Source organism: Photobacterium sp. R1 (assembly GCF_054600795.1).
The window spans coordinates 180,315-204,108 of record NZ_BAAHZP010000006.1; the positions used below are offsets into that span (position 1 = coordinate 180,315).

Sequence of the window (23,794 nt, forward strand, 5' to 3'; positions counted from 1 at the left end):
TGTTTTTTTCTCCCTCGCACAACAGATTCTGGAGTCTGTTATGCAAGAAAGACAAACACGCTCTAAAATTCAATGAAAACAATCAAATGGATTTGAGTATGGATCAGGTCGTGAACTGGCAGTCACCGCTATGGCGTCTGGGGATTGCCCTATTACTGGGAGCAATTATTGGATTACAGCGTGGCTGGGTTACCCGAAATCAAAAAGAAGGGCAGCGGGTTGCGGGCATCCGGACCTACTCACTGATTGGTTTGATGGGGGGGCTGATTGGGCTGCTTTCCGGAATCTACTCGGCCATTGTGCTGGGATTTGCCATAGTCGCGCTCAGTGTCGTAATTGGGATTGCTTATATTTTTCGGCTGCAGCTGACGACTGATCTGAGTATCACCAGTGTGATTGGAATTCTGATGACTTTCTTACTGGGTTGTCTTGCGGTTAGCGGTCAGCCGGTCGTTGCTGCTTCGGCTGCTGTTGTCACGGCCATTATTCTGGATATGAAAGAAGAGCTCCACACTGCGATAGCAAAAATCGAAGAATATGAGCTCGATGCTGCGTTTCGGCTGTTGCTAATCTCAGTGGTCATGTTGCCACTGTTACCCAATGAAGGGTTTGGCCCATGGAAAGCGATCAACCCTTTTGAGATTTGGTGGCTGGTTGTGCTGATTGCCACGATTTCCTTTGTGGGCTATTTCGCGATTCGCATCGGCGGTCCGCGTAAAGGGATTTTATTTACCAGTCTGTTTGCCGGCCTCAGCTCGTCGACAGCACTGACTTTGCAGTTCTCCAATTTGTCGAAACAGGATAAATTTCTCTCCCCGCTGCTGGGAGGGGGCATTCTGCTGAGCTGTGGGACGATGTTCCCCCGGATTATCCTGCTTTGCTCCGTGATCAATGCCAATTTGGTCGCCATGGTCTCCGTACCGATGTTGCTCATGATGGCGTGTTTCTATTTACCGGCGGTGTGGATTTGGAAACGCAATCCGATGGAAGATTATCAGCCTCCGGCCGTGAAGCGAAATCCGCTGGCGTTACCTGCAGCCTTGATGTTCGGCGTGGTGCTGATGGTCATTGTGGTGCTGTCTCATGTATTGCAGGAATGGTTCGGTGACACGGGGACTTATGTGCTTTCAGCTGTCTCCGGGATTACTGATGTGGATGCGATTACATTGGCGCTGGGGCGTCAGAGTCAGTTTCAGATCAGCATTCAGACGGCTGCGATCGGAATTGTGCTGGCTGCCTGTGTGAATAGCGTGGTGAAAATGCTGATGGCCTGGTTTATCGGCAGCCGTACACTCGGGATGTACGTTGTGCTGCCTGTCATGACTTCAGTGGTTGCTGCTGTGGCGTGGGCGTGGATTGTACTCAGTTAAACGTGAATTTTTGCTGAGCGGCTGCTGATACGCGTACTGCGATCGTGGGAAGGCGCCGTAAAGTGGCTGTCGAGCAGTTTTTGTGTCAGGGGGTGCTGGGGGGCACTGAAAATTTCCTGCGTCGCGCCTTGTTCCACAACTTCACCGTGCTGCATCACCATCAGCTGATCACTGAAATGCTTGATCACTCCCATATGCTGGGAAACATAAATGTATGACAGCCCCATTTCTTGTTGCAGGTCGAGCAGCAGGTTGATGATCTGAGAACGGACAGACATATCCAGTCCGTTCAGGGCTTCATCTGCGACGATGATGCAGGGCTGAAGGATAAGCGCACGTGCCAGTGAAACACGTTGTTTCTGACCGGTTGCGAGCATTTGCGGATAAAAATACGCATGCTCCGGGAGCAGCCCGACACGAAGCAGTGTGGCTTTGATACGATTTTCACGCTCCTGCGGCGTCATGTTTGTGTTTCGTTTCAGCGGTCCTTCCAGAATCTGACCAATCTGAATACGAGGGTTGAGAGACGTATTGGGATCCTGAAAAATCATCCGGATCAGTTTGCAACGGGTCCGGTAATCTTCAAACGCCAGCGGTTCATCGTTGACCCGGATTTCGCCGCCAGACGGCTCAACCACACCCGCCAGCATTTTTGCCAGAGTCGATTTTCCTGAGCCGTTTTCACCGATCAATGCAAGAGTTTCACCAACTTCCAGCTTGAAAGAGACAGGTTTGACAGCTTCTGTGCTGCGCCGACGAAAGAGACCAGAGCGATGATGGTATTCCTTTCTCAGGTTTTCAACTTCCAAAAGGGCACTCATGATTTTGGCTCCGGCATATTCAGTGGGAAATGGCAGCTGTATTTATGATTTTTGATCTTTTTGCGTTTGGGCACTTCAACACATTTGCGCTGGGCATAAGGACAACGTGGCCCCAACCGGCAACCAATCGGCAGGTGCTGTAACGGCGGAATGGAGCCAGGCAGTGTCGTCAGTTTGCTTTTGTGCGGAATATCCTGACTGAAGTCAGGCATTGCTTGCAGCAGGGCGACTGTGTACGGATGATGCGGTGCGGTCAGCAGTTGTTTCCGGCTGCCGGATTCGACCGCCTGACCACAATACATGACGGTGATCCGGTCTGCCCACTGAGTGACTGTCGTCAGGTCATGACTGACCAGCAGGATTGTGGTGTTATTCAGCTGGTTCATCCGGCTGAGCAGACGGAAAATCTGTGCCTGAGTGATCGGGTCAAGGTCATTGGTCGGCTCATCTGCAATCAGAAGGCGCGGGCGGTTGGCGATCGCCATGGCAATCATGATTTTCTGGCACTCACCGTCAGTCAGCTCATAGGGATAGCTGTTCATGACCCGTTTGTGATCTTTGATGCCGACTTTGTGGAGCAGGGCGATTGCCTGTTTCTGACGCCAATGGAATCGCTGCCAGAAAGCGCCGCTGAACGAGCTGCGCGGAATCGCTTCTTCCAGCTGCTGGCCGACATGCTCCGACGGATCAAGGCAGGAGGATGGCTCCTGAAAAATCATCGCGATTTCACGGCCAACGATTTTACGGCGTTCACGTGGTGACAGCGCCTGAAGATCGATGTCGCCCAGTCGCAAACGGTCTGCACTGACCCGCCAGTTATCCTTGGTCACCCCGGCAATAGCTTTGGCGACCAGACTTTTTCCTGAACCGGACTCACCGACCAGTCCGCGGATTTCGCCTTCATTCAGGGTCAGGCTCATACGTTCTACAGCTTTGACCATGCCTTGTGGCGTTTCAATTTCGATGGTGAGATTTCGGATATCGAGTAATGGCATCAGTCTACCCCCGCATTGATTGCCTGGCGGAGACCCTCTCCTACTAAGTTTACCACTAAGATACTGAACGTGATGGCCAGACCGGGCAGGGTGACTGTCCAGGGAGCCAGATAAATCAGCTCAATTGAATCACCCAGCATTGCTCCCCATTCCGGCGAAGGGGACTGGGCGCCCAGTCCCAGGAAGCCCAGTGCCGCGATATCAATGATGGCGATTGAGATTGCACGGGTCAGCTCGCTGATAATCACGACCAGAATGTTTGGCAGAATGGAGTGATACAACAGATAAAAACTGTTTGCACCGTCCAGCCGGGCCGCAATGATGTATTCTTTTTCCATTTCATCATGGACGGCTGAGTAAATGGCACGGATAAAACGTGGGATCAGCGCCAGCCAGATCGCGAGCAGAATACTGGTGATTCCGGTTCCCATGTAGGCAATGACGATAATTGCCAGCAGCAGGGAAGGGATAGACAGCACTGTATCCAGGACGTGGTTCAGGATGCTGGATTTCAGCCCCCGGGTCATCCCCGCCAGCACCCCGATGGCAATGCCCAGAATGGCAGAAGCGAAAGCCACCAGCAGGGCATAACCGAATGTCAGCTGGCTGCCGAGCAGAATTCGGGTAAACAGATCCCGGCCAAGATCATCAGTTCCAAAGAAGAATTCCACATGACCACTGGCATCCCAGGAAGGGGGCATCAGAAACTCACCCACCTGATCACTGGGGCCGTAGGAAACCAGCAGAGGGGCAAAAATGGTTGTCAGCATCAGAAAGCCCAGGCACCAGAGTCCGAATACGGCCAGTGAGTTTGCCTGATAATTCTGCCAGGATCGTTCCCACTGAGTCGGAATCCTGTGCTCCTGATAAATATTATTTGATGGCATACCATTCCTTACGGGTCAGCGGGTTCACCATGGCACCAGCCAGATCAGACAAAATATTCGCAAACAGAATAAAACCGCCGACCGTAATGACGCCTGCCTGGATGGCAACGTAGTCTTGTGTGGCAATGGCATCCAGCAGCCAACGGCCAATCCCGGGCCAGTTGAAGATCGATTCGGTCAGCATCGCGAATGTCATCATGGTGGAGAACTGCATCCCCAGCTTGGGAATAATGGGCGGGATGGCATTTTTCATGACATGCCGCATGATGATTTCACCCATCGACAAACCTTTGGTCTGGGCAACTTTAATGAAGTTTTGCTGCATGATATCTGCCACAGAAGCCCGGGTCAGGCGGATCACTTCAGTGGTGGGAGAAATCGCCAGAACCAGCGTTGGCAAGATCAGGTGCCGGGCAACATCCACCAGTGCAGCCGAACGATAGGACGCTTCTGATAAGAAAGCATCGATCAGCGCGAAACCTGTCACAGGCTCAATCTGATACAGCAGATTGTAGCGTCCGGCCACAGGCAGCCAGCCCAGTTTGAGTGAAAACAGCATGATCAGCAGCATTGCCAGCCAGAACAAGGGCAAGGAGTATCCCACCAGTGTCAGAGATGAAATGCAGGTATCCACCCAGCGACCGCGTTTAATACCAGCCAGTGTCCCGAGCGGAATGCCCACAATCAGCGACAGAATGAAGGCGAAGAAACACAGCTCCAGCGTTGCCGGAAACACCGTAAGAATTTCCGCCAGAATGGGTTTGCCGCTCTGATTCAGGCCCAGATTGCCAATCATCAGGTTTTCGAGATACAGGAGCCAGCCGGACCAGAATTCATGCAGGTTCCAGTAGCTGGTAGGTTCAATCCGCAAAATACTGAATCCAATCATGGTCAGGATAACAAGCGTGATCAGAAACAGGTTCAGGCGGCGAATGGTATAGATAAACATTCAGTTATTCGCTCCGGTACACATTGGAAAACGAGCGGGTACCAAACGGACTCAGGTGCAGCCCGTGCAAAGAGTGATGGTGGATCTGGTAATGGATGCCATGTGCCAGCGGGATCACCGGGACCTCATCCTGTAATATTTCCTGCGCATACTGGTAATAGTCCATCCGCTGATCCAACTGAGTGGTACGGGAAGCCAGCTCAAGCAGGTTATCAAATTGCAGATTGCACCAGTTCGCGACATTCAGTCCGGCTTGCTTGGCACTGCAAGAGAGCAGAGGGCGCAGGAAGTTATCCGGATCGCCATTATCTGCAACCCAGCCCGTGAGAGTCAGGTCGATACTTTTTTGCGCAGCTGAACCCGGACGAAGCGGCCTGTCCTGCAGCAGCAAAGTTACTTCAATCCCGACGGCACGGAGATCGGCCTGAATCAGCTCTGCGGTTTTGCGCGGGCTTGGATTGTAGGGTCTGGGTTCCATCGGGACAGCCAGGATCAGATGCAGGTTATGGTCGTATCCGGCATCTTTCAGTAATTTCAGTGCCAAGTCCGGATCGTAACGGACTTCCGGTAAATCAAAGGCGTGCGCCCAGGACATCGGTGGCAGCAGTGTTTTGGCCTTGGTTCCCGTACCGTAATAGACGGAATCGAGCAGGTTTTCACGATTGATCGCCAGATTAATCGCCTGACGGACGCGGACATCCTGAAGTGCCGGGATGCTGTTATTGATCGCGAGGAATGCCACATTCATGGCTGTTTGTGCAATGAGCTCGAAGTTGGGATTGTTTTTAATCACGGGCAACTGACTGGCAACCGGAGAAGACAGCACATCACATTCGTGGTTGAGTAATTTAGCCAGCGAGCCGGTACCGCGCGAAGAAATATCAAAGACCACCTGATGCATAAAAGGTGCGCCGCGCCAGTAATAAGGGTGGCGTTTCAGCCGGATCAGATCGTGTGGCTGATATTCATCCATATAGAACGGGCCGGTGCCGACCGGTCTGGTATCGATATAATCCGGATGTCCCTGACGCAGCAGCTGGTCAGCATATTCTGCGGAATGAATGGCCGCATAAGAGCTTGCCAGCGTCGAAAGAAACGCATTGTCTGGCCGGGTCAGGATAAATTTGATCTGGTGTTTGTCGATGATCTGAATGCGATCGATTAAACGGGCAAACGACTGACTTTCAAACCAGGGATAATGGCCACCTGAGACGGCATGATACGGATGCTTGGGATCGATGATCCGCTTGAAACTGAACAGCACGTCTTCAGCATTAAAGCGCCGTGTCGGCGAAAAATTCGCAGTCCGCTGAAACCGCACATCGTCTCTGAGCGTAAATGTGTACTCGAGGCCGTCTTCACTGACATCCCAGCGACTGGCAAGTGCGGGCTGCGGCAAATGACTGACCGGGTCCAACTGGAGCAGGCGATCAAAAATCTGGGCTGCAAGGCTGTCTGCCGTATGGCCGCCGTCAGTTAACTGCGGATTGAAGGTCCATGGGGTATCCTGACCACAATAAATAAATCCCCACTTACGGATGGTATTGTCTTCTTGGGGCTGAGAACAGGCGGTCAAACCCAGCAATCCGGTAAAGACGAGCAGCAATCGGAAACAGGCGTTCATAACAACGCTCTTATCAAAAGGTGTAGAGTAAAAACAAGTAGCTAAATTTACCACTTTCCGCGTCAAGCACCAAGGTATCTCCTTCAATTACCAAAGTGATTTTCTGAAATCTCGTCGTTTTCTTATTCTTCCTGGTTGCTGCCAACCATATCATGCTTACGGAGTAAGCCTCTGAGTTGATGGTAGCTTAATCCAAGCAGTTGCGCGGCTTTTCGCTGGTTGAACTTGGCTTGTTCCAGTGCCTGATTGATGAGCTGAACTTCCTGCTCAGCCTGAAAAACGCGTAAATCGAGCGGTAATCGGGGCTGAGCTTGTTCTGCTTTTTGTTCAGCAGGTTCAGTGCTGTTTGTCTGTGGTGCTTCATGCCATGGAGGCGAGAAGGGATCCAGAACGATCGTGGAGACAGGCTGGTCTTCTCTGCTGTGGCGGAAGACGGAGCGCTCCACAGTATTTTTTAATTCGCGGACATTACCGGGCCACTGATAACGTAGCAGGGATTGCCGGGCGGTTGGGCTGAAACCGGCAAAGTAGCCGTAACCCATTTCACGGCACATACGGACCGCGTAGTACTCTGCCAGGGGCAGAATATCGTCTTTACGCTCTCGCAATGGCGGCAAGTGAATGATGTCAAAAGCTAACCGGTCAAGCAGGTCGGCTCTGAATTTACCGGTGTCTGCCATGGCGGGTAAGTCAGCATTGGTGGCGCAGATAAGTCTGACGTTAGCCTGGCAGGTTTTGCTGCCGCCGACCCGTTCATATTCTCCATACTCAATCACCCGGAGCAATTTTTCCTGTATGCCAAGCGGTGAAGTCGCAAGCTCATCAAGGAACAGCGTGCCGCCTTCAGCCCGCTCAAAGCGGCCCTGATGTCGGCCTTTGGCGCCCGTAAAGGAACCGGCTTCATGGCCGAAGAGTTCAGAATCAATCACACCTTCGCTCAGGGCGGCACAATTGAGGGATACCAGCGGCTGATCCCAGCGCTTGGAAAGGTAATGGATACGCTGGGCAATCAGCTCTTTACCGGTTCCCCGTTCGCCCAGAATCAGAATCGGGCGTTCCAGCGGTGCCAGGCGGGAAGCGTGGTCCAGTGCTGCAAGAAAGGATTCTGATTCTCCAATCAGGTTGTCTGTTTTTTGCATCATTTCTTCCGTCTCAGTCAAAAAAGTGGGGTTACAGCAACTGGGGTGGTCAATTTCGCCAATACTTGGCTGAAACATTCATAAGATAGCAGCCCCTTTCAATGTCTGTAAAGCTAACGTGCTGATATTCAATGTTTTTGAAAGTTGGCATGGCTTTTGTAATACACAACGCAGAGTCATAGACAGATGGCTGTCTGGTGAAATCAAACATCACAATGCTGGTAACCCGGTTTCGCGGTTACGGCAATGAAGGAGAGACAATTATGGGTATTTTTTCTCGTTTTGCGGATATCGTGAACGCCAACGTCAATTCATTACTGGATAAAGCAGAAGATCCGCAAAAAATGATCCGCCTGATCATTCAGGAGATGGAAGATACGCTGGTTGAAGTCCGTACTTCTTCTGCCAAAGCGATGGCAGACAAAAAAGAGCTGCAACGCCGGATTTCCAGCCTGCAGGCACAGTCTGAAGACTGGCAGAATAAAGCAACGCTGGCACTGCAGAAAAATCGTGAAGATCTGGCCCGTGCCGCGCTGATTGAAAAACAGAAAATCAGTGATGTGGTACTGGCGCTGGAGGAAGAATATAAGCTGGTGGATGAAACCATCAATAAGCTGGCGAATGAAGTGGCTGAGCTGGAGCGGAAGCTGCAGGAAACCCGCGCCCGTCAGCAGGCACTGGTGATGCGTCATCAGGCTGCGGGGAACCGCCGTGATGTGCGTCGTCAGCTGGACACCAGTAAAGTTGATGAGGCGATGTCTAAATTTGAACAGTACGAGCGTCGTATTGATGAAATGGAAGCTGAAGCCGATAGCTATAATTTAGGCCGGGGCAAGAGCCTGGAACAGGAGTTTGCCGATCTTCAGGCGCAGGATGAGATTGAAAAGGAGCTTGAGCGTCTGAAAGCTGGTATGAAAGACAAAGAATAACGCCTAGGAAGGAGAAATAGCATGTCTATGGGATTCATTATCGGGCCGTTGATTGTCTTTCTGGTATTTGTCGCCCCCTTGTGGCTGATTCTGCACTATCGCAGTAAACGTCATTCCGCGCAGGGTCTCTCCGGTGAGGAGGCGAGTAAATTACAGGCGCTGGTGGAGCGGGCTGAGCAAATGCAGCAGCGGATTATCACGCTGGAAAAAATACTGGATGCTGAAGCACCGCACTGGAGGCAGAAGTCATGACAAAAACCTTATATCGCGATCCGAAGAACGGTAAGTTGGGGGGCGTCTGTGCCGGGGTTGCCGAGTATTTCGGTATGGAAGCCTGGGTGGTACGTATCCTCACCGTGTCTGCGTTTCTGCTGTTAGGTTTTTTTGTCATCCTTGCTTACGTTGCAGCCTGCCTGTTTCTGGACAAGATGCCAGAGGAACGACAAATGCAGCAGAATGCTTATAAAGAGCATACCCTGAAGCAGAAACCCTGGCAGTCGGGACAACCGCCATCACAGGTGCTTGATAATCTTGAGACCGAGATGGACGGGATGGAAAGTAAGCTTCGGGAGATGGAAGCTTATGTGACTTCCTCTGCCTTCAATGTCGAGAAAGCTTTTAAGCAGCTTTAAACCGTAAAAATGAACCTGAATGAATTCAGGTGTCAGAAGTAAAGCAGGCAGCGGCCTGCTTTTCTGTTCCAGCCAATCACAACTCAAATTCAAAGGGCAGGATATGATTCATTTGGGGCAAGAGCTCAATAAGCTGGTGAACCGAGGTCTGGACAGGCACGTCAGGCTTGCCGTGACTGGATTATCCCGGGCAGGGAAAACGGCATTTATTACTTCGTTGGTTAATCAGTTACAGCATGTCAGTACCAACCCGAGGCTGCCTTTATTTCCGGCCGTCAGCGATGGTTATCTGCTGGGGGCCCGCCGGGTGCCTCAGATTGACATGCATGTACCAGCTTTCGGTTATGAAGAGGGGATGCAGGCTTTGCTGACGACTCCGCCGCACTGGCCTGAGCCGACCCGGGATGTCAGCCAGATCCGAATGGCATTGCGATTCAAGCCGCAGAAAGGCCCGCTGAAATTGTTGCAGGATACCGCCACCCTGTATCTGGATATTATTGACTATCCGGGAGAATGGCTGCTCGATTTACCGTTGCTGGAGATGGACTATCTGGCGTGGTCAAAACAACAGGCCCGGCTGATGACGGGACGTCGTCAGGCACTGGCAAAGAGCTGGCTGAGCGCAGGAGAAGCCTTCGACCCGCTGGCGGCTGCAGATGAAAGCGCATTGGCGAAACTGGCCGCGCAATTTACGGAATATCTCTATAAATGTAAGGCTGAAGCGGGTTTGCACTGGGTTCAGCCCGGGCGTTTTGTGTTACCGGGGGAACTGGCCGGTGCGCCGGTGCTGCAGTTCTTTCCTTTCATGTGGCTGGAGAAATACAGCGAAAGCCAGCTCAGGGATGCAGGTGATAACACCAACTTTGGCATGTTGCGCAGCCGCTATAAGTACTATCAGCAGCATGTGGTGAAAGGCTTCTACCGCGAGCATTTTTCTCGCTTTGACCGGCAGATCATTCTGGTTGATTGTCTGCAGCCGCTGAATGCCGGGCCGGAGTCTTTCAACGACATGCGTCACGCACTCAATCAACTGATGCAGAGTTTTCATTATGGCCGCAGCTCGTTGTTGCGTCGTCTGTTCTCGCCCCGGATTGATAAAGTGCTGTTTGCCGCCACCAAAGCGGATCATGTAACCCCGGAACAGCACCCGAATCTGGTCAGCCTGCTCCAGCAAATGGTTAACGAAGCCTGGCAGACCGCATCGTTTGAAGGCATCAATATGAGTTGTACCAGTCTGGCGGCGATTCAGGCGACTGAACCGGGTTTTGTCACGCATCAGGGAACGCAGGTACCGGCGCTGCGGGGGCATACGTTATCCGGACAGGCACAAACCCTGTTTCCGGGAGAAGTTCCGAGACGACTGCCGGATGACAGTTTCTGGCAAGCGCAGCGCTTTGACTTTGTCAGCTTCCGGCCGTTGCCACAACAAAGTGATGAGCCGTTGCCGCATATCCGGATGGACAAAACCCTGTCGTTTTTGCTGGGAGATAAATTACGATGACGAAATCGTATCAAAGCAAGATTGTATTCGACGAACAAGAACAGGCTCAGGCGTCGCCTGAGCTGAAAGCCCGTTATGAATTTGCCGGCGAACAGAAGAGCTTTCTGCCCGCCGGACCTGAAGATGAGCAGGAAACGCAGGCTGAGGCGCAGTTGCAGAAAACACTGGGCAAGCGCAGCTCAAAAGGACGCTGGCTGAAGACGTTGCTGCTCGGGGGCGTGGGTCTGACCGTCTGGCAGAGTGTGGATTATGTCGCTACGGCTTATCAGAGTGGCGACTGGCTATCACTGGGCTGGAGTGTGCTGGTGGCTTCTGTGGCTGCCACGGGAATTGGTGCGATTGGCCGTGAATGGGTGCGTCTGCGGTGTCTGAAAGCACGGCAGACGGAGCGTGAGCAGGCAGAGCAATTGCTGGCGGAAGACGGTATCGGCCAGGGGAAAGCGTTCTGTACCCGATTGGCAAAACAAGGCGGGATTACGCATGAAAATGCCGGTTACAGCCGATGGCTGGCGTCGCTTGCCGCCACGCATAACGATGCGGAAGTAATGCAGATGTACGATCACCTGGTGGTCAGTCAGCAGGATAAGCAGGCGAAGAAACTGGTGGTGAAGTATGCCCGTGAAGCCGCTTTGATGGTGGCAGTCAGCCCGCTGGCGATTGCCGATGCTTTACTGGTGGCCTGGCGTAATTTCCGTTTGATTGACCAGATTGCGGCTGTCTATGGGATTGAACTGGGTTACTGGTCCCGAATTCAGTTGTTTAAACTGGTTCTGAAAAATATGGCGATTGCCGGGGCCAGTGAGTTAATCACAGACAGCAGTATGGATCTGTTGTCTGTCCACCTGACGGGGCGTTTGTCCGCCAGAGCTGCGCAGGGACTGGGGATTGGCCTGCTGACCGGGCGGCTGGGGCTGAAGGCGATGAATCTGATGCGTCCATTGCCCTGGCAGCCGGATCAGGCACCGGCATTAAGCGATATTCGCCGGGATTTAATCGGGCGCTTGGGGGCGGATCAATCAGAGACACCAAAGACCTGATTCAGGATATTGCAGACAACCAGCCAGGGATTCAGGCTGGTTGTTTTTTATTCAATCTATGGCATGAATCATCAATTGGGCTTTTTTGCCGCCATATCATCACGATACAGCTCTCACCTTGTGCATTTACTGTCTTGACGATCCGGAAACTTCCGCGCACACTTCTTCCGTGTCACGAATTGTTGACAGTTAGTCTGGAGTGAATAGGCAATTGCTATGAGACTACAAGTCTTTTGTGTCGACCGGCTAGGAATGACCCGCGAACTACTGGATATTCTCGCCAGCCGTGAATTGGATTTGCACGGTATCGAAATCGATCGTAGCGGGATCATTTATCTCAATTGTCCGGAAATCGAATTCGAAGAATTTCGTCAGCTGATGTCTCAAATCCGTCAGCTGGACGGTGTTACAGATGTTCGCAAAATACAGTTCATGCCCAGCGAGCGTGAGCACAAAGAGTTGAAAGCTTTGTTGGAAGCGTTGCCGGATCCGTTTTTCTCGGTCAACCTGCACGGCAAAATTGACCTGACCAATCAGCCCGCGGAGCTGGTTCTGGGGAAATCCCGTGAAGCAGTCCTCGGTGAGACCATACACAGTGTTCTGGGGTTTAACTTCAACCGTTGGCTGGAGAAAGACGGCGCCAAACATTACAGCGAAATGGTCGTACTGGCCGGGCTGGATTATCTGATGGAAGTCCTGCCGGTTTATGTTACGGATGATGCGGAAAATGAAGTGCTGGCCAGTGCTGTGATTCTGCTGAAATCACTTTCTGAAGCGAAAATGCCGCTGGCGATGCGTCAGATTAGCGGTGATAACGGTTTCGAACATCTGGTTGGTCAGTCTTCGCGTTTCCGCCATCTGATAGCGCAGGCGAAGAAATTGTCGCTGCTGGATGCTCCGCTGCTGATTCAGGGTGAAACCGGTACCGGTAAAGAAATGCTTGCCCGTGCCTGCCATCAGCGTTCTCTGAGACGGGATAAACCGTTTTTGCTGGTGAACTGTGTCTCCATGCCAGACAATGCTGCAGAAACTGAATTGTTCGGGGTTGCCGGGACAGGCGGTGAACCGGGCAAAAAAGGGATTTTCGAGCAAGCCAGCGGCGGGACCGTTTTCCTGTATGAAATTGGTGAGATGTCCTCTCATCTGCAGGTGAAACTGCTGCGATTCCTGCAAGACGGTACTTTCCGCCGCGTGGGTGAAGAACATGAAGTGAAGGTCGACGTCCGGGTGATTTGCTCGACGCAGAAACGCTTGCCGGATCTGGTGGCTGCGGGACAGTTCCGTGAGGATCTTTACTATCGTCTGAATGTGCTGTCGCTGGTTGTACCGCCATTGCGGGAGCGTGCTGCGGATATTGTGCCATTGGCTGAGTTGTTTGTGTCTCAGTTTGCTCAGGAACTTCAGCAGCCGAAACCTGCGCTTTCCGACAAATTGTCTCAGATGCTGAGTCAGTATGCGTGGCCGGGGAACATCCGCCAGCTTCGCAATGTGCTGTTCCGTGCGATGACACAGCTGGAAAGTAATGAAATGACGGTGGATGATATTCATTTGCCGGAACATGAGTCTGCCAGCGTGATCAACGAAGAGACGCTTGACGGGACACTGGATGACATCATGAAGCGGTATGAGTCCGGCATTCTGTCAAACCTGTACCGCAGTTATCCGTCAACCCGCAAACTGGCGAAACGCCTGGGTGTTTCTCACACGGCAGTCGCAAATAAACTGCGTGAGTACGGTATTAATAAACCTTAACCTGTGAACCGCTCTGTAACTGAAGACAGTTCAGAGCGGTAAGAGCTGAGGCTGAATATGACCGGCTTCCAGTTCTCGCAGGCGATGAATCAGATCCAGCCCGAAACGACAGCTTAATCTGGGATGGTCACAAGCCACACGGTGGCAGGGGATAACCAGAGGGATGGGATTCACATTCTTTGCCAGTGCGACCGCCTGATGTGCCTTTTTGTTTCCCAGCTGTGCAGCAATTTGCTGGCAGGTCATGATTTGCCCGTAAGGAATTTCCTGAATTGCCAGCCACACTTTCTTTTGAAAGTCTGTGCCTGTTGGTGCCAGGGACAGAGAAAACTGCTGGCGCTGGCCTCTGAGGTATTCCTTTACCTGACTGGAATATTCGTGCATTTTCTCAGGGTGATGAATCCAGCTTGGAGAGGGTTGGAAACCGTCACTGGCAAAGGCGAGTAATTTAAGCCCCTCTTGGTCGGCTTGCAGAAAAATAAGGCCGAGCTCCGTGTGGATGAGATCGTAGTACATAGTTGCCTTAGATAGTCAGAGAGCGACAAATTCTGCCTGGGTCAGGCCATTCAACGCTCGACAAAAAATGCCGGTCGCGTTAACTAGAAAGTATAGATGCAGTAAGCAGAGGTCAGCTTGTTTCATTCAATTATTCAGCGCTCATCCTCTTTGAAAGTCGATGAATTGACAGTTCGTCTGGTGACCAACAGAGATGCACATCAGATTGCTGCTTATTATCAGCGCAATAAAAATTTTCTTCAGCCTTGGGAGCCGCTTCGGGATCCTGCTTTTTTTACGGTGGCAGGGTGGGAGCGACGGCTGGCACAGCTGACAGAGCTTCATAAGCATCATCTGGCCTATTATTTTGTGATTTTCAGAGAAGGGTCAGACGAAGTCTGCGGCGTGATTAATTTTAGCAATCTGGTCCGTCATCCTTTTTATGCCTGTCATGTGGGATATTCGCTGGATGAAAAGCTGCAGGGGAAGGGGATCATGCGACGGGCCCTGAATGCCGCGATCCGCTGGATGTTTGAGGAGCAGCATTTTCATCGGGTGATGGCTGCGTATATTCCTCGAAATCAGCGAAGTGCAGCGGTATTGAAATCAGCTGGCTTTGAACAGGAAGGCGTGGCTAGAGAATATCTGCTGATTAATGGGCGATGGGAAGATCATATTCTGACCGCCCGGATCAATCCGCACTGGATTCAGCCAGAATTGTGACTGTTTGAAAGAAAAAAAGCTTGCGGTGTACGCAAGCTTTTTTCTTTTACTGAATGCAGCGAGCTTTATTCTACAGTCAGAATTCGCATGTTGTTCGTGCTGCCGACTGTATCCATGATGTCGCCCTGCGTGATAATGACCAGGTCACCCGATTTGAGCAGATTCAGTTCTTTCAGATCGTTCACGGCGTGTTTTGCAACATCCAGACCCGCATCACCTTCACGGTCAAAATACACTGGTGTAACGCCACGATACAGCGCCGCACGATTCAGAGTCTGTTCATTACGCGACAGCGCAAAGATAGGCAGACCAGAAGAGATGCGTGACATCATCAGCGGAGTACGGCCGGACTCTGTCAGGGTAATCATAGCCTTCACACCCACCATGTGGTTTGCGGCATACATGGTAGACATCGCAATGGTTTCTTCGGCCGTATCAAAAGTACGGTCCATACGGTGAGAAGAAACATTGACGCTGTGCTCTTTTTCCGCACCCAGACACACGCTCGACATGGCTTGTACCGTTTCAACCGGGTAATCCCCAGCCGCTGTCTCCGCAGACAGCATTACGGCATCGGTACCATCCAGCACGGCGTTAGCAACGTCCATGACTTCGGCACGGGTTGGCATCGGGCTTGTGATCATTGATTCCATCATCTGTGTGGCGGTGATAACCGTACGGTTCAGGCTGCGCGCGCGTCGAATCAGTTTCTTCTGAACGCCAATCAGTTCCGGATCGCCAATTTCAACACCCAGATCACCCCGGGCGACCATAACGGCATCGGAAGCCAGGATGATGTCATCCATGGCTTCTTCACTGGCCACAGCTTCAGCACGTTCAACTTTTGCTACCAGACGCGCATTCAGGCCTGCATCTGTCGCCAGGCGGCGAGCGTAGTGCATGTCTTCGCCGTTACGCGGGAAGGAGACAGCCAGGTAATCAACATTCATTGCCGCAGCAGTGATGATGTCGGCTTTATCTTTTTCAGTCAGGGCTTCGGCAGACAGGCCGCCGCCTTTTTTGTTGATTCCTTTGTTGTTTGACAGCGGACCACCAACAATCACTTTGGTGTGAACTTTGTTTCCTTCGACCTGAGTGACTTCAAGCTGAACACGGCCGTCATCCAACAACAGAACATCGGCAGGGCCGACATCTTTGGGTAATTCTTTATAGTCCAGGCCTACAGCCTGTTTGCTGCCTTCGCCTTTTGGCAGCTCGCTGTCGAGCGTAAAGGTGTCACCGACAGCCAGGTGAATTTTGCCTTCTTTAAAGGTCGAAATCCGGATTTTCGGGCCTTGCAGGTCGCCAAGAATGGCAACGTGGCGGCCAAGTTTAGCGGCAATTTCACGTACTTTTTTAGTGCGCTGGATATGGTCTTCAGGGCTGCCGTGAGAAAAGTTCATGCGTACCACGTTAGCACCGGCCGCAATGATGGCTTCGAGGTTGTTGTCGCGATCGGTAGCAGGGCCGAGTGTGGTTACAATCTTGGTACGTCTTAGCCTTTGAGACATGAAGCTCTCCATCTAGTCGAAAGGATACGTTGAGATGAGGTAATTATAATACCCAGGCATCCTGAGGATGCGTGGCTATATAGTGTTATCACTATCTGTAATATTATTACAGGTGATTGTGATGAAAAGGCGACATAGGACAATGAATTGATGAATTTAACAGTCCATGTTCGTCATTTTCATCCATGAAAATTGAATGTGAATGTTCTGTTTCAAACTCTGAGAGTATAAAAAAGAAAAGCATGGCGATAAAGCCATGCTTTCAGGGATTTTCAGCGTATTGGTTTTGCGGAGATTGTTTTTCCGTAGCCGGAGCTCTGCGTTTAAAACAGACCTTCTTTCGCGATACGGGAGTCTTTGATCGACTCTTTCACGCGCTTGAGGTTTTCTCTGAAGCCAGGGCCACGGCGCAGGGTAAAGCCTGTGGCAAGCACATCAATGACAGTCATCTGGACGACGCGGCTGGCCATCGGCATGTAGATATCGGTATCTTCCGGGACATCCAGGCAGATAGACAGCGAGCATTCACGATCCAGTGGCGAGTCCTTAGCGGTAATCCCGATCACGGTGGCACCATTTTCACGGGCCATGGCAGCAATTTCTACCAGGTTTTTGGTCCGGCCGGTGTGAGAAATGAGAACCACAACATCGTTATCACTGCAGTTGATGACACTCATCCGCTGCATCACAACATCGTCAAAACAGACAATTGGGATGTTAAAGCGGAAGAATTTGTTCATGGCATCATGCGCGACGGACGCTGAAGCACCCAGCCCGAAGAAAGAAATACGCTTGGCTTGCGTGAGCAGATCCACAGCGCGGTTTATCTGCATGGCATCCAGACTACTTTTCGCAACATCAAGGCAAGCCATTGTTGATTCGAAAATTTTTGCCGTGTAGGCTTCAGCACTGTCGTCTTCTTCAACATTACGGTTCACGTAAGGTGTGCCGTTTGCCAGACTTTGGGCAAGGTGGAGTTTGAAATCCGGGAAGCCTTTGGTATCCAGGCGACGACAAAAACGGTTGACCGTTGGCTCACTGACATCGGCCATTTTGGCCAGTGTCGCGATGCTTGAATGAATAGCGGTTTGCGGGGAAGCAATGATCACTTCAGCAACTTTACGCTCGGACTTACTGAAGTTTTCCAGATTGTTTTGTATTTTTTCAAGGGTATTCATAGCGATAACCGCGATTCGTTACTGAATTTCAAAATTGGCGAGATCGTAGGAACGATGTCGAATATGATGAAACTATACTACTTTTCTTTTCACGCCTCCTAGTAAATCTCTGAAAATCACTTTTCCTTTTTATTATAGTTTGATCACGATCTACTTTCCCTTTCAGTTTTGAAATGATTTTAAAGGGGAAAAATGAATGAAATACCGAGTATTCCGCTGGTTTGCGTTATTAATTTTCAAGTGGCGGAATTAATTTACAGATTGAATTAAATGTACAACAAAAATACAACGCCCGCTGACGACAAGGAATATCTCAATGGAAACAAAAATGCGTATCAGTATTTGCGGTTGTGGCTGGCTGGGGCAGCCTCTTGCTAAATCTCTGAGTCAGGCCGGTTTTCCGGTGACAGGCACAAAACAGAGTGAGTCTGGTATTCAAAGTCTTCGGCAAGCGGGGATCGATGGTGTTGTCTTGCAGCTGCCGTTAGGTACTGCTGATATTGCATCCCTTGAAGATTTTTTGTCGGCCGATCTGCTCATCGTGAACGTCCCGCCGGGTCGCCGTAACATGACTGCTGCATCTTATATCGAAAAAATTACCGGTTTGTCGCAGGCTGCAAAACAAGCGGGCTGCAAGCGGATGATTTTTATCAGCACGACATCAGTTTATGGTGATGCAGAAGGGGAAGTCACTGAAGACACGATACCTGTTCCCACGACGATATCTGGTCAGGCTCATTTCCATCTGGAGCAAAGTCTGCGTCAGATGTGGGGACAGGATCTGATCGTCTTGCGGCTTGCCGGTCTGATTGGCCCTCATCGCCACCCGGTTAAATACCTGGCCGGCGGGCAGGCAATTGCCAACGGCAGGGCGCCTGTGAATCTGGTACATCTCGATGACGTCATTCGTGCTGTCATGGCAATGCTGAAACGCTGGCCGACAATGACCACCCTGCATTTATGTGCACCGCAGCATCCGAGTCGTGAGCTTTATTACCGTGAAATGGCAAGGCTGGCCGGGTTACCGGTTCCTGAGTTTCTGCAAGAAGGTGAAAACGGAAAATGGATCAATGCAGAAAGGACTGCCCGCGAGTTGGGACTTGATTGGCAACATGAGGATCTGTTGTCACTGGCGCCGGAGTACTGACTTCAGCCGACTTGCAGACTGAATTTTGCTTCGTGACGCAGATAAAAAAATCCCGCTGAATTGTCAGCGGGAGGAATGTATCCTTAACACAATTAGGAGTTTAGCAGCAGTGGCATTGTCGATTAAAGCTGTTCAATGAACCATTCATGGGCGGCCGGTGAATCAGTCAATTCGTTAATCTTAATGTCACTTGTTATGACCTGAGGGCATGGGCTTAGTTCCGCATTCACATTACTTTTTTCATGTTTTTTTCTAACTGGCTGATTTCGAAGCGGGAATAAAGCTGATATTTGTTTGAAGAATGCATTTAAGGTTGGCGATGTGGCGTTCACTGGCTTCAAATGAAAGAAAACCCGTAACCAAATGGAAACGGGCTTTGAAGAAAATCTTCTAAGAAAAAGCAGTGGCACTATGTATGACTACGTCAATAAAGCATGGTTCCCATTTCATCTCTCATTTTTTATATTTTTTTCTGTTATTCAATCTCACGACTCTGTTCATCGCTTGTTAAATCTGTTAGCAGGGTGTAGAGTTTAAACGTGTGTTTAATACGGGTGACTTAACATGGCAATCAAAGCTGATACAAAAAGCCGAATTCTGGATGCCGCTGAGCTGCTGTTTGCTGAGCATGGCTTTAAGGAAACTTCGCTGCGTACTATTACCAGCAAAGCGGGAGTCAACCTGGCCTCTGTGAACTATCACTATGGTGATAAGAAAACCCTGATTCGTGCAGTGCTCAGCCGCTATCTGGAAGAGTTCATGCCTGCCCTGAAGCAAGAGCTGGAAGTGCTGCTGACCCGCGATGATTTCTCGATGGAAGATGTCTTTCGCTGTACTAAACAGCCGCTGCTGAAGCTCAGTGATTTCCGCCCGAATGGCGCGACGATTTTTATGTCTCTGATTGGCCGTGGCTATACAGATGTTCAGGGGCACCTGCGCTGGTTTATTGTCACCCGCTACAGTCAGGTGCTGAATCTGTTCACAAAAGCCGTTTGCCGTGCGAACCCTTCTCTGGATCCGGAAACACTTTTCTGGCGTCTGCATTTCACCCTGGGCGCTTCAGTATTCACGATGGCTTCCAGTACAGCGCTGCGGGAAATTGCAGAGAACGATTTCAAATGTGCCGTCACCACCGCTGATTTAATTGATCGTATGGTGCCGTATCTGGCTGCAGGCGTTGCAGCCCCCATCGAGATGACGTCACCAGTCAGCAATGCAATAGAAAACTCATACTGAACCCTGCAAAACAATAAATGTTGCCAAGATGAGGCAGAGAGACAAAAGGACGTGACCCATGAGTAACAAAAGCTTGAGACAACGCTACATCAGTGATCCGGCTTTCAAGGTTTTTAAGAAAGTACTGCCGCCGCTATCCGACACAGAGCGAGAAGCGATGGAAGCGGGGAGTGTCTGGTGGGATGGCCAGTTGTTTGCCGGAAAACCAGACTGGAACACGTTGCTGAAATATCCGACCCCCAAGCTGAGCGAGGAAGAACAGCATTTCATTGATAATGAGCTGGAAACCCTGCTGGCAATGCTGGATGACAACCAGATTGTTCGGGAAGACCGTGATTTGCCATCTGAGGTATGGACATACCTGCGCAAAGAAAAGTTCTTCTCACTGATCATTGGTAAGCAGTATGGTGGTCGTGAGTTTTCGGCACATGCGAACTCAACGATTGTGACTCGGATTGCGACCCGCAGCCAGAGTGCGGCGGTGTCTGTGATGGTGCCGAACTCTCTGGGTCCGGGCGAACTGCTGACTCATTATGGTACGGAAGCACAGAAAAATTACTGGCTGCCGCGTCTGGCCGATGGCACAGATATTCCTTGTTTTGCCCTGACTGGCCCGGAAGCGGGTTCAGATGCTGGTGGTATTCCGGATATGGGTGTTGTTTGCTACGGCGAACACGAAGGTGAAGAAGTGCTGGGTATCCGTGTGAGCTGGAACAAGCGTTACATCACGCTGGCACCGGTTGCTACGGTTCTGGGACTGGCATTCAAACTTCAGGATCCGGATGGCCTGATTGGTGACCAGAAAGATATCGGCATTACCTGTGCCCTGATTCCTGCAAATCATGCCGGAGTTGAAATCGGCGAACGTCATGACCCGCTGGGCGGTGCATTCATGAACGGTCCGACCCGGGGTGAAGATGTGTTCATTCCGATGGACTGGGTCATCGGTGGTCAGGATTACGTTGGCCGCGGCTGGCGGATGCTGGTGGAATGTCTGTCTGCAGGACGTGGTATCTCTCTGCCTGCACTGGGAACTGCTGTCGGCCACCTGACTTCAAGGACTACCGGTGCTTACGCTTATGTTCGGAAGCAGTTTGGCATGTCGATTGGTCACTTTGAAGGTGTCGCAGAATCGCTGGGCCGTATCGGCGGGATGACCTACATGCTGGAGGCCGCCCGCACACTGACCACGACTTCACTGGATATGAAAGAGAAGCCGGGGATTGTGACTGCGATTGCCAAATACCATATGACAGAAATGGCCCGTACCATTTTGAATGATGCGATGGATATTCATGCCGGTCGCGGGATTCAGGCTGGTCCGATGAACTATCTGGCGAATCAGTATATTGGTATTCCGGTGGCAATCACCGTGGAAGGTGCGAACATTCTGACCCGTAACCTGATGATCTTCGGTCAGGGGGCCACGCGTTGTCATCCATACGTTCTGCAGGAAATGGAAGCTGCGGCGAATCCTGATGCCGATCAGGCGGCAAAAGATTTTGACCAGTTGCTGTTCAAGCACATTGGTTTTGCAGTGGGTAACGTCAGTAAGGCACTGTTGAACGCGTTTACCGGTTCTCAGCTCAACCGTGCACCTGTTGCAGGTGAAACGGCTTACTACTACCGCCATCTGTCCCGGATGAGCCGTGCACTGGCTGTGGCTGCTGATTTCTCCATGCTGACGCTGGGTGGTGAGCTGAAACGCCGTGAAATGGTCTCGGCTCGTCTGGGTGACGTTTTAAGTCATCTGTACCTGGCTTCTGCGGTTCTGAAACGTTTTGAAACGGAAGGGCGTCAGCAGGAAGACTTACCTATGGTGCATTACGCGCTGCAACACTGCCTGCACAAGTGTGGTATTGCTTTCGATGAAGTCTTCAACAACTTCCCGCGTAAAGGTGTGGGTCGTGTGCTGCGTACACTGACATTCCCGCTGGGGATTCATTATGAAGCGCCGAAGGATGAGCTGAAGCTGGCGATTTCAAAACTCATGATGACGCCGGGAGTAGCGCGTGATCGCCTGACGACCAATTGCTACGTCGGTGAGAAAGACGGCGATCCGGTTGCGATTATGGAACGTGCATTTGTTGCGATGTATGGTGTGCGTGACGTTGAGCGTAAAATTGCGAAAGCAGTGAAAGCTGGCACCGTGCCACGCAAGGCGCCGCTGGCTGAGAAGCTGAAAATTGCTCTGGATGCGGGCGTTATCACAGACGCTGAAGTTGAGAAAGTGCATAATGCTGACCAATTGAGATCCCGTGCGATCCAAGTGGATCACTTTGCACCGGAAGCGTTTAAAAAGGGCGTCTTACAGCCAGGGAAAGCTGCCTGATAAGCAATTTGATTGCTTAGTCGAAGAATAAACCTGGTGGTCAAATATACCGCGCATTTGCGCGGTATTTTTTTATCGATCGACCATGATATCTTCTGTTCCGGGGGAAATGAGATGCAGACAGACTGCGGTTTTCTTCGGCAACTCATGGCTCAATATCAAATATTCTGCCTCAACACCTCCAACCACTGGCTAATTTTGTCGATTTCGAACATAAAACTGATGCGAATTAGTGACTAACCTTTTATCCTACGGGCAACAGAACAAAGGAAGAAAACGAAATGATCATCAAACCAAAAATTCGTGGATTCATTTGTACAACAACTCATCCTGTGGGTTGTGAAGCAAACGTCAAAGAGCAAATTGAGTACACCAAGGCCCAGCCGAAACTGGAGAACGGTCCGAAGCGTGTACTGGTGGTTGGCTCTTCCACTGGCTACGGTCTGGCTTCCCGCATCGCTGCTGCTTTCGGCTCCGGTGCTGCAACCATTGGTGTTTTCCTGGAAAAGCAGGGCACCGAGAAAAAACCAGGCTCTGCGGGCTGGTATAACTCTGCGGCATTCGACAAATTCGCCAAAGAAGAAGGCCTGTATTCCAAGAGTCTGAACGGTGATGCGTTCTCTCACGAGATGAAGCAAAAAGTTATCGAGCTGATCAAAGAAGATCTGGGTCAGATTGATATGGTTGTGTACTCCCTGGCTTCTCCGGTCCGTAAAATGCCGGACAGTGGTGAGCTGATCCGCTCCAGCCTGAAACCTATGGGTGAAACCTACACGGCGACCGCGGTTGATACCAACAAAGATGTACTGATTGAAGCCAGTGTTGAGCCTGCAACTGAGCAGGAAGTTGAAGATACAGTGAAAGTCATGGGCGGCCAGGACTGGGAGCTGTGGATCAATGCACTGGCAGATGCTGGTGTTCTGGCTGAAGGTTGTAAGACTGTTGCTTACAGCTACATTGGGACAGAAATCACCTGGCCGATTTACTGGCACGGTGCACTGGGCAAGGCCAAAATGGACCTGGACCGTGCTGCGGATGAATTGAGCAAGAAACTGTCTGCTGTTAACGGTACTGCAAACGTGGCAGTTCTGAAGAGTGTTGTGACTCAGGCCAGTGCGGCAATTCCTGTGATGCCTCTGTACATCGCGATGGTCTTCAAGAAAATGCGCGAAGAAGGCGTTCATGAGGGTTGTATGGAGCAGATCTTCCGTATGTTCTCACAGCGTCTGTACAAAGCTGACGGTACTGCTGCAGAGCTGGACAGCGACAACCGTCTGCGTCTGGATGACTGGGAGCTGCGTGAAGACATTCAGGAGCATTGTACGAAGCTGTGGCCACAGGTGACCAATGAGAACCTGTTCGAGCTGACTGATTATCAGCTGTACAAAGATGAATTCATGAAGCTGTTCGGTTTCGGCATTGAAGGCGTGGACTATGACGCTGATGTGAATCCAATTGTTGAATTCGACGTTCAGGACGTGTAATTGCGCCACTGAAACAAAACGAAAAAACCGCCGTGAAAGGCGGTTTTTTTAT

The 23,794-nt window shown here is 51.1% G+C and carries 21 protein-coding genes; 12 read left to right on the forward strand and 9 right to left on the reverse strand.

Annotation, left to right across the window (positions count from 1 at the left end):
• The first annotated feature begins 92 nt into the window (after positions 1-92).
• Complete coding sequence (locus ACYP03_RS12105; RefSeq protein ID WP_248141681.1) at positions 93-1,370, forward strand: MgtC/SapB family protein; 1,278 nt, start codon at positions 93-95, stop codon at positions 1,368-1,370.
• Here ACYP03_RS12105 and ACYP03_RS12110 read toward each other — a convergent pair.
• From ACYP03_RS12110 to pspF, 6 genes are all read right to left on the reverse strand, one after another.
• Positions 1,367-2,191 carry a peptide ABC transporter ATP-binding protein gene (locus ACYP03_RS12110; RefSeq protein WP_248140714.1) on the reverse strand — a complete coding sequence of 275 codons (825 nt, stop codon included), beginning with the start codon at positions 2,189-2,191 and terminating at the stop codon, positions 1,367-1,369. The genes ACYP03_RS12105 and ACYP03_RS12110 overlap by 4 nt on opposite strands.
• On the reverse strand, positions 2,188-3,186 hold the full coding sequence (locus ACYP03_RS12115) for a peptide ABC transporter ATP-binding protein (RefSeq protein WP_248140712.1): 999 nt from the start codon (positions 3,184-3,186) through the stop codon (positions 2,188-2,190). The genes ACYP03_RS12110 and ACYP03_RS12115 overlap by 4 nt, the downstream gene beginning before the upstream one ends.
• A complete protein-coding gene (sapC, locus tag ACYP03_RS12120) occupies positions 3,186-4,073 on the reverse strand; it encodes a putrescine export ABC transporter permease SapC (protein ID WP_248140710.1) in 888 nt (295 codons plus the stop codon). Before sapC ends, ACYP03_RS12115 begins: the two co-directional genes overlap by 1 nt.
• Positions 4,060-5,022 carry an ABC transporter permease gene (locus tag ACYP03_RS12125; RefSeq protein ID WP_248140708.1) on the reverse strand — a complete coding sequence of 321 codons (963 nt, stop codon included), beginning with the start codon at positions 5,020-5,022 and terminating at the stop codon, positions 4,060-4,062. Before ACYP03_RS12125 ends, sapC begins: the two co-directional genes overlap by 14 nt.
• Before the next feature lie 4 nt (positions 5,023-5,026).
• The gene (gene sapA, locus ACYP03_RS12130) at positions 5,027-6,646 is read right to left on the reverse strand and encodes an ABC transporter substrate-binding protein SapA (protein WP_248140706.1); all 1,620 of its coding nucleotides are present in this window, start codon (positions 6,644-6,646) and stop codon (positions 5,027-5,029) included.
• Between the two features lie 122 nt (positions 6,647-6,768).
• Entirely contained in the window at positions 6,769-7,785 is a 1,017-nt protein-coding gene (gene pspF / locus ACYP03_RS12135) for a phage shock protein operon transcriptional activator (RefSeq protein WP_459780061.1), read from the reverse strand.
• Between the two features lie 263 nt (positions 7,786-8,048).
• Between pspF and pspA the strand changes: the two genes are divergently transcribed.
• The 6 genes from pspA to tyrR all read left to right on the forward strand — a co-directional run bounded on the left by pspA (position 8,049) and on the right by tyrR (position 13,636).
• Positions 8,049-8,714, forward strand: coding sequence for a phage shock protein PspA (gene pspA / locus ACYP03_RS12140; RefSeq protein ID WP_330959218.1), 666 nt, complete (start codon positions 8,049-8,051; stop codon positions 8,712-8,714).
• 21 nt (positions 8,715-8,735) lie between these two features.
• A complete protein-coding gene (pspB, locus tag ACYP03_RS12145) occupies positions 8,736-8,966 on the forward strand; it encodes an envelope stress response membrane protein PspB (protein WP_248140702.1) in 231 nt (76 codons plus the stop codon).
• Positions 8,963-9,346 (forward strand): envelope stress response membrane protein PspC, encoded by a 384-nt coding sequence (gene pspC, locus ACYP03_RS12150; protein ID WP_248140699.1) that lies wholly within the window; start codon positions 8,963-8,965, stop codon positions 9,344-9,346. The genes pspB and pspC overlap by 4 nt, the downstream gene beginning before the upstream one ends.
• 103 nt (positions 9,347-9,449) lie before the next feature.
• Positions 9,450-10,847, forward strand: coding sequence for a YcjX family GTP-binding protein (locus tag ACYP03_RS12155; protein WP_459780205.1), 1,398 nt, complete (start codon positions 9,450-9,452; stop codon positions 10,845-10,847).
• Positions 10,844-11,884, forward strand: a complete 1,041-nt coding sequence (locus ACYP03_RS12160) for a YcjF family protein (RefSeq protein ID WP_459780065.1) — start codon at positions 10,844-10,846, stop codon at positions 11,882-11,884. Before ACYP03_RS12155 ends, ACYP03_RS12160 begins: the two co-directional genes overlap by 4 nt.
• 216 nt (positions 11,885-12,100) lie before the next feature.
• Positions 12,101-13,636: a transcriptional regulator TyrR gene (gene tyrR, locus ACYP03_RS12165; RefSeq protein WP_248140695.1), complete on the forward strand. Its 1,536-nt coding sequence runs from the start codon at positions 12,101-12,103 to the stop codon at positions 13,634-13,636.
• Positions 13,637-13,666: 30 nt separating this feature from the next.
• On the opposite strand, the gene ACYP03_RS12170 is transcribed toward tyrR, so the two are convergent.
• Positions 13,667-14,152, reverse strand: coding sequence for a methylated-DNA--[protein]-cysteine S-methyltransferase (locus tag ACYP03_RS12170; protein ID WP_248140694.1), 486 nt, complete (start codon positions 14,150-14,152; stop codon positions 13,667-13,669).
• A gap of 117 nt (positions 14,153-14,269) precedes the next feature.
• On the opposite strand from ACYP03_RS12170, the gene rimJ reads away from it, so the two are divergent.
• Positions 14,270-14,854, forward strand: coding sequence for a ribosomal protein S5-alanine N-acetyltransferase (gene rimJ, locus ACYP03_RS12175; protein ID WP_330959220.1), 585 nt, complete (start codon positions 14,270-14,272; stop codon positions 14,852-14,854).
• A gap of 65 nt (positions 14,855-14,919) precedes the next feature.
• Here the strand turns inward: rimJ and pyk are convergent, their stop codons facing one another.
• Both pyk and ACYP03_RS12185 read right to left on the reverse strand, forming a co-directional pair.
• Positions 14,920-16,365: a pyruvate kinase gene (pyk, locus tag ACYP03_RS12180; RefSeq protein ID WP_248140692.1), complete on the reverse strand. Its 1,446-nt coding sequence runs from the start codon at positions 16,363-16,365 to the stop codon at positions 14,920-14,922.
• A 323-nt stretch (positions 16,366-16,688) separates the two neighbouring features.
• Positions 16,689-17,543 carry a MurR/RpiR family transcriptional regulator gene (locus ACYP03_RS12185; RefSeq protein ID WP_248140691.1) on the reverse strand — a complete coding sequence of 285 codons (855 nt, stop codon included), beginning with the start codon at positions 17,541-17,543 and terminating at the stop codon, positions 16,689-16,691.
• A gap of 316 nt (positions 17,544-17,859) precedes the next feature.
• On the opposite strand from ACYP03_RS12185, the gene ACYP03_RS12190 reads away from it, so the two are divergent.
• From ACYP03_RS12190 to fabV, 4 genes are all read left to right on the forward strand, one after another.
• Positions 17,860-18,690, forward strand: a complete 831-nt coding sequence (locus tag ACYP03_RS12190) for an NAD-dependent epimerase/dehydratase family protein (protein ID WP_330959221.1) — start codon at positions 17,860-17,862, stop codon at positions 18,688-18,690.
• 564 nt (positions 18,691-19,254) lie between these two features.
• On the forward strand, positions 19,255-19,926 hold the full coding sequence (locus ACYP03_RS12195) for a TetR family transcriptional repressor PsrA (RefSeq protein ID WP_330959222.1): 672 nt from the start codon (positions 19,255-19,257) through the stop codon (positions 19,924-19,926).
• A gap of 58 nt (positions 19,927-19,984) precedes the next feature.
• Complete coding sequence (locus ACYP03_RS12200) at positions 19,985-22,258, forward strand: acyl-CoA dehydrogenase (RefSeq protein ID WP_459780070.1); 2,274 nt, start codon at positions 19,985-19,987, stop codon at positions 22,256-22,258.
• Positions 22,259-22,539: 281 nt separating this feature from the next.
• Entirely contained in the window at positions 22,540-23,742 is a 1,203-nt protein-coding gene (fabV, locus tag ACYP03_RS12205; RefSeq protein ID WP_459780072.1) for an enoyl-ACP reductase FabV, read from the forward strand.
• Positions 23,743-23,794 lie beyond the last annotated feature (52 nt).

What these genes read in the sequence shown, in the direction of transcription:
- ACYP03_RS12110 (WP_248140714.1), bottom strand. Translation starts at nt 2,191, where the DNA reads ATGAGTGCCCTTTTGGAAGTTGAAAACCTGAGAAAGGAATACCATCAT.
- ACYP03_RS12115 (WP_248140712.1), bottom strand. Translation starts at nt 3,186, where the DNA reads ATGCCATTACTCGATATCCGAAATCTCACCATCGAAATTGAAACGCCA.
- sapC (WP_248140710.1), bottom strand. Translation starts at nt 4,073, where the DNA reads ATGCCATCAAATAATATTTATCAGGAGCACAGGATTCCGACTCAGTGG.
- ACYP03_RS12125 (WP_248140708.1), bottom strand. Translation starts at nt 5,022, where the DNA reads ATGTTTATCTATACCATTCGCCGCCTGAACCTGTTTCTGATCACGCTT.
- sapA (WP_248140706.1), bottom strand. Translation starts at nt 6,646, where the DNA reads ATGAACGCCTGTTTCCGATTGCTGCTCGTCTTTACCGGATTGCTGGGT.
- pspF (WP_459780061.1), bottom strand. Translation starts at nt 7,785, where the DNA reads ATGCAAAAAACAGACAACCTGATTGGAGAATCAGAATCCTTTCTTGCA.
- pspA (WP_330959218.1), top strand. Translation starts at nt 8,049, where the DNA reads ATGGGTATTTTTTCTCGTTTTGCGGATATCGTGAACGCCAACGTCAAT.
- pspB (WP_248140702.1), top strand. Translation starts at nt 8,736, where the DNA reads ATGTCTATGGGATTCATTATCGGGCCGTTGATTGTCTTTCTGGTATTT.
- pspC (WP_248140699.1), top strand. Translation starts at nt 8,963, where the DNA reads ATGACAAAAACCTTATATCGCGATCCGAAGAACGGTAAGTTGGGGGGC.
- ACYP03_RS12155 (WP_459780205.1), top strand. Translation starts at nt 9,450, where the DNA reads ATGATTCATTTGGGGCAAGAGCTCAATAAGCTGGTGAACCGAGGTCTG.
- ACYP03_RS12160 (WP_459780065.1), top strand. Translation starts at nt 10,844, where the DNA reads ATGACGAAATCGTATCAAAGCAAGATTGTATTCGACGAACAAGAACAG.
- tyrR (WP_248140695.1), top strand. Translation starts at nt 12,101, where the DNA reads ATGAGACTACAAGTCTTTTGTGTCGACCGGCTAGGAATGACCCGCGAA.
- ACYP03_RS12170 (WP_248140694.1), bottom strand. Translation starts at nt 14,152, where the DNA reads ATGTACTACGATCTCATCCACACGGAGCTCGGCCTTATTTTTCTGCAA.
- pyk (WP_248140692.1), bottom strand. Translation starts at nt 16,365, where the DNA reads ATGTCTCAAAGGCTAAGACGTACCAAGATTGTAACCACACTCGGCCCT.
- ACYP03_RS12185 (WP_248140691.1), bottom strand. Translation starts at nt 17,543, where the DNA reads ATGAATACCCTTGAAAAAATACAAAACAATCTGGAAAACTTCAGTAAG.
- ACYP03_RS12190 (WP_330959221.1), top strand. Translation starts at nt 17,860, where the DNA reads ATGGAAACAAAAATGCGTATCAGTATTTGCGGTTGTGGCTGGCTGGGG.
- ACYP03_RS12195 (WP_330959222.1), top strand. Translation starts at nt 19,255, where the DNA reads ATGGCAATCAAAGCTGATACAAAAAGCCGAATTCTGGATGCCGCTGAG.
- ACYP03_RS12200 (WP_459780070.1), top strand. Translation starts at nt 19,985, where the DNA reads ATGAGTAACAAAAGCTTGAGACAACGCTACATCAGTGATCCGGCTTTC.
- fabV (WP_459780072.1), top strand. Translation starts at nt 22,540, where the DNA reads ATGATCATCAAACCAAAAATTCGTGGATTCATTTGTACAACAACTCAT.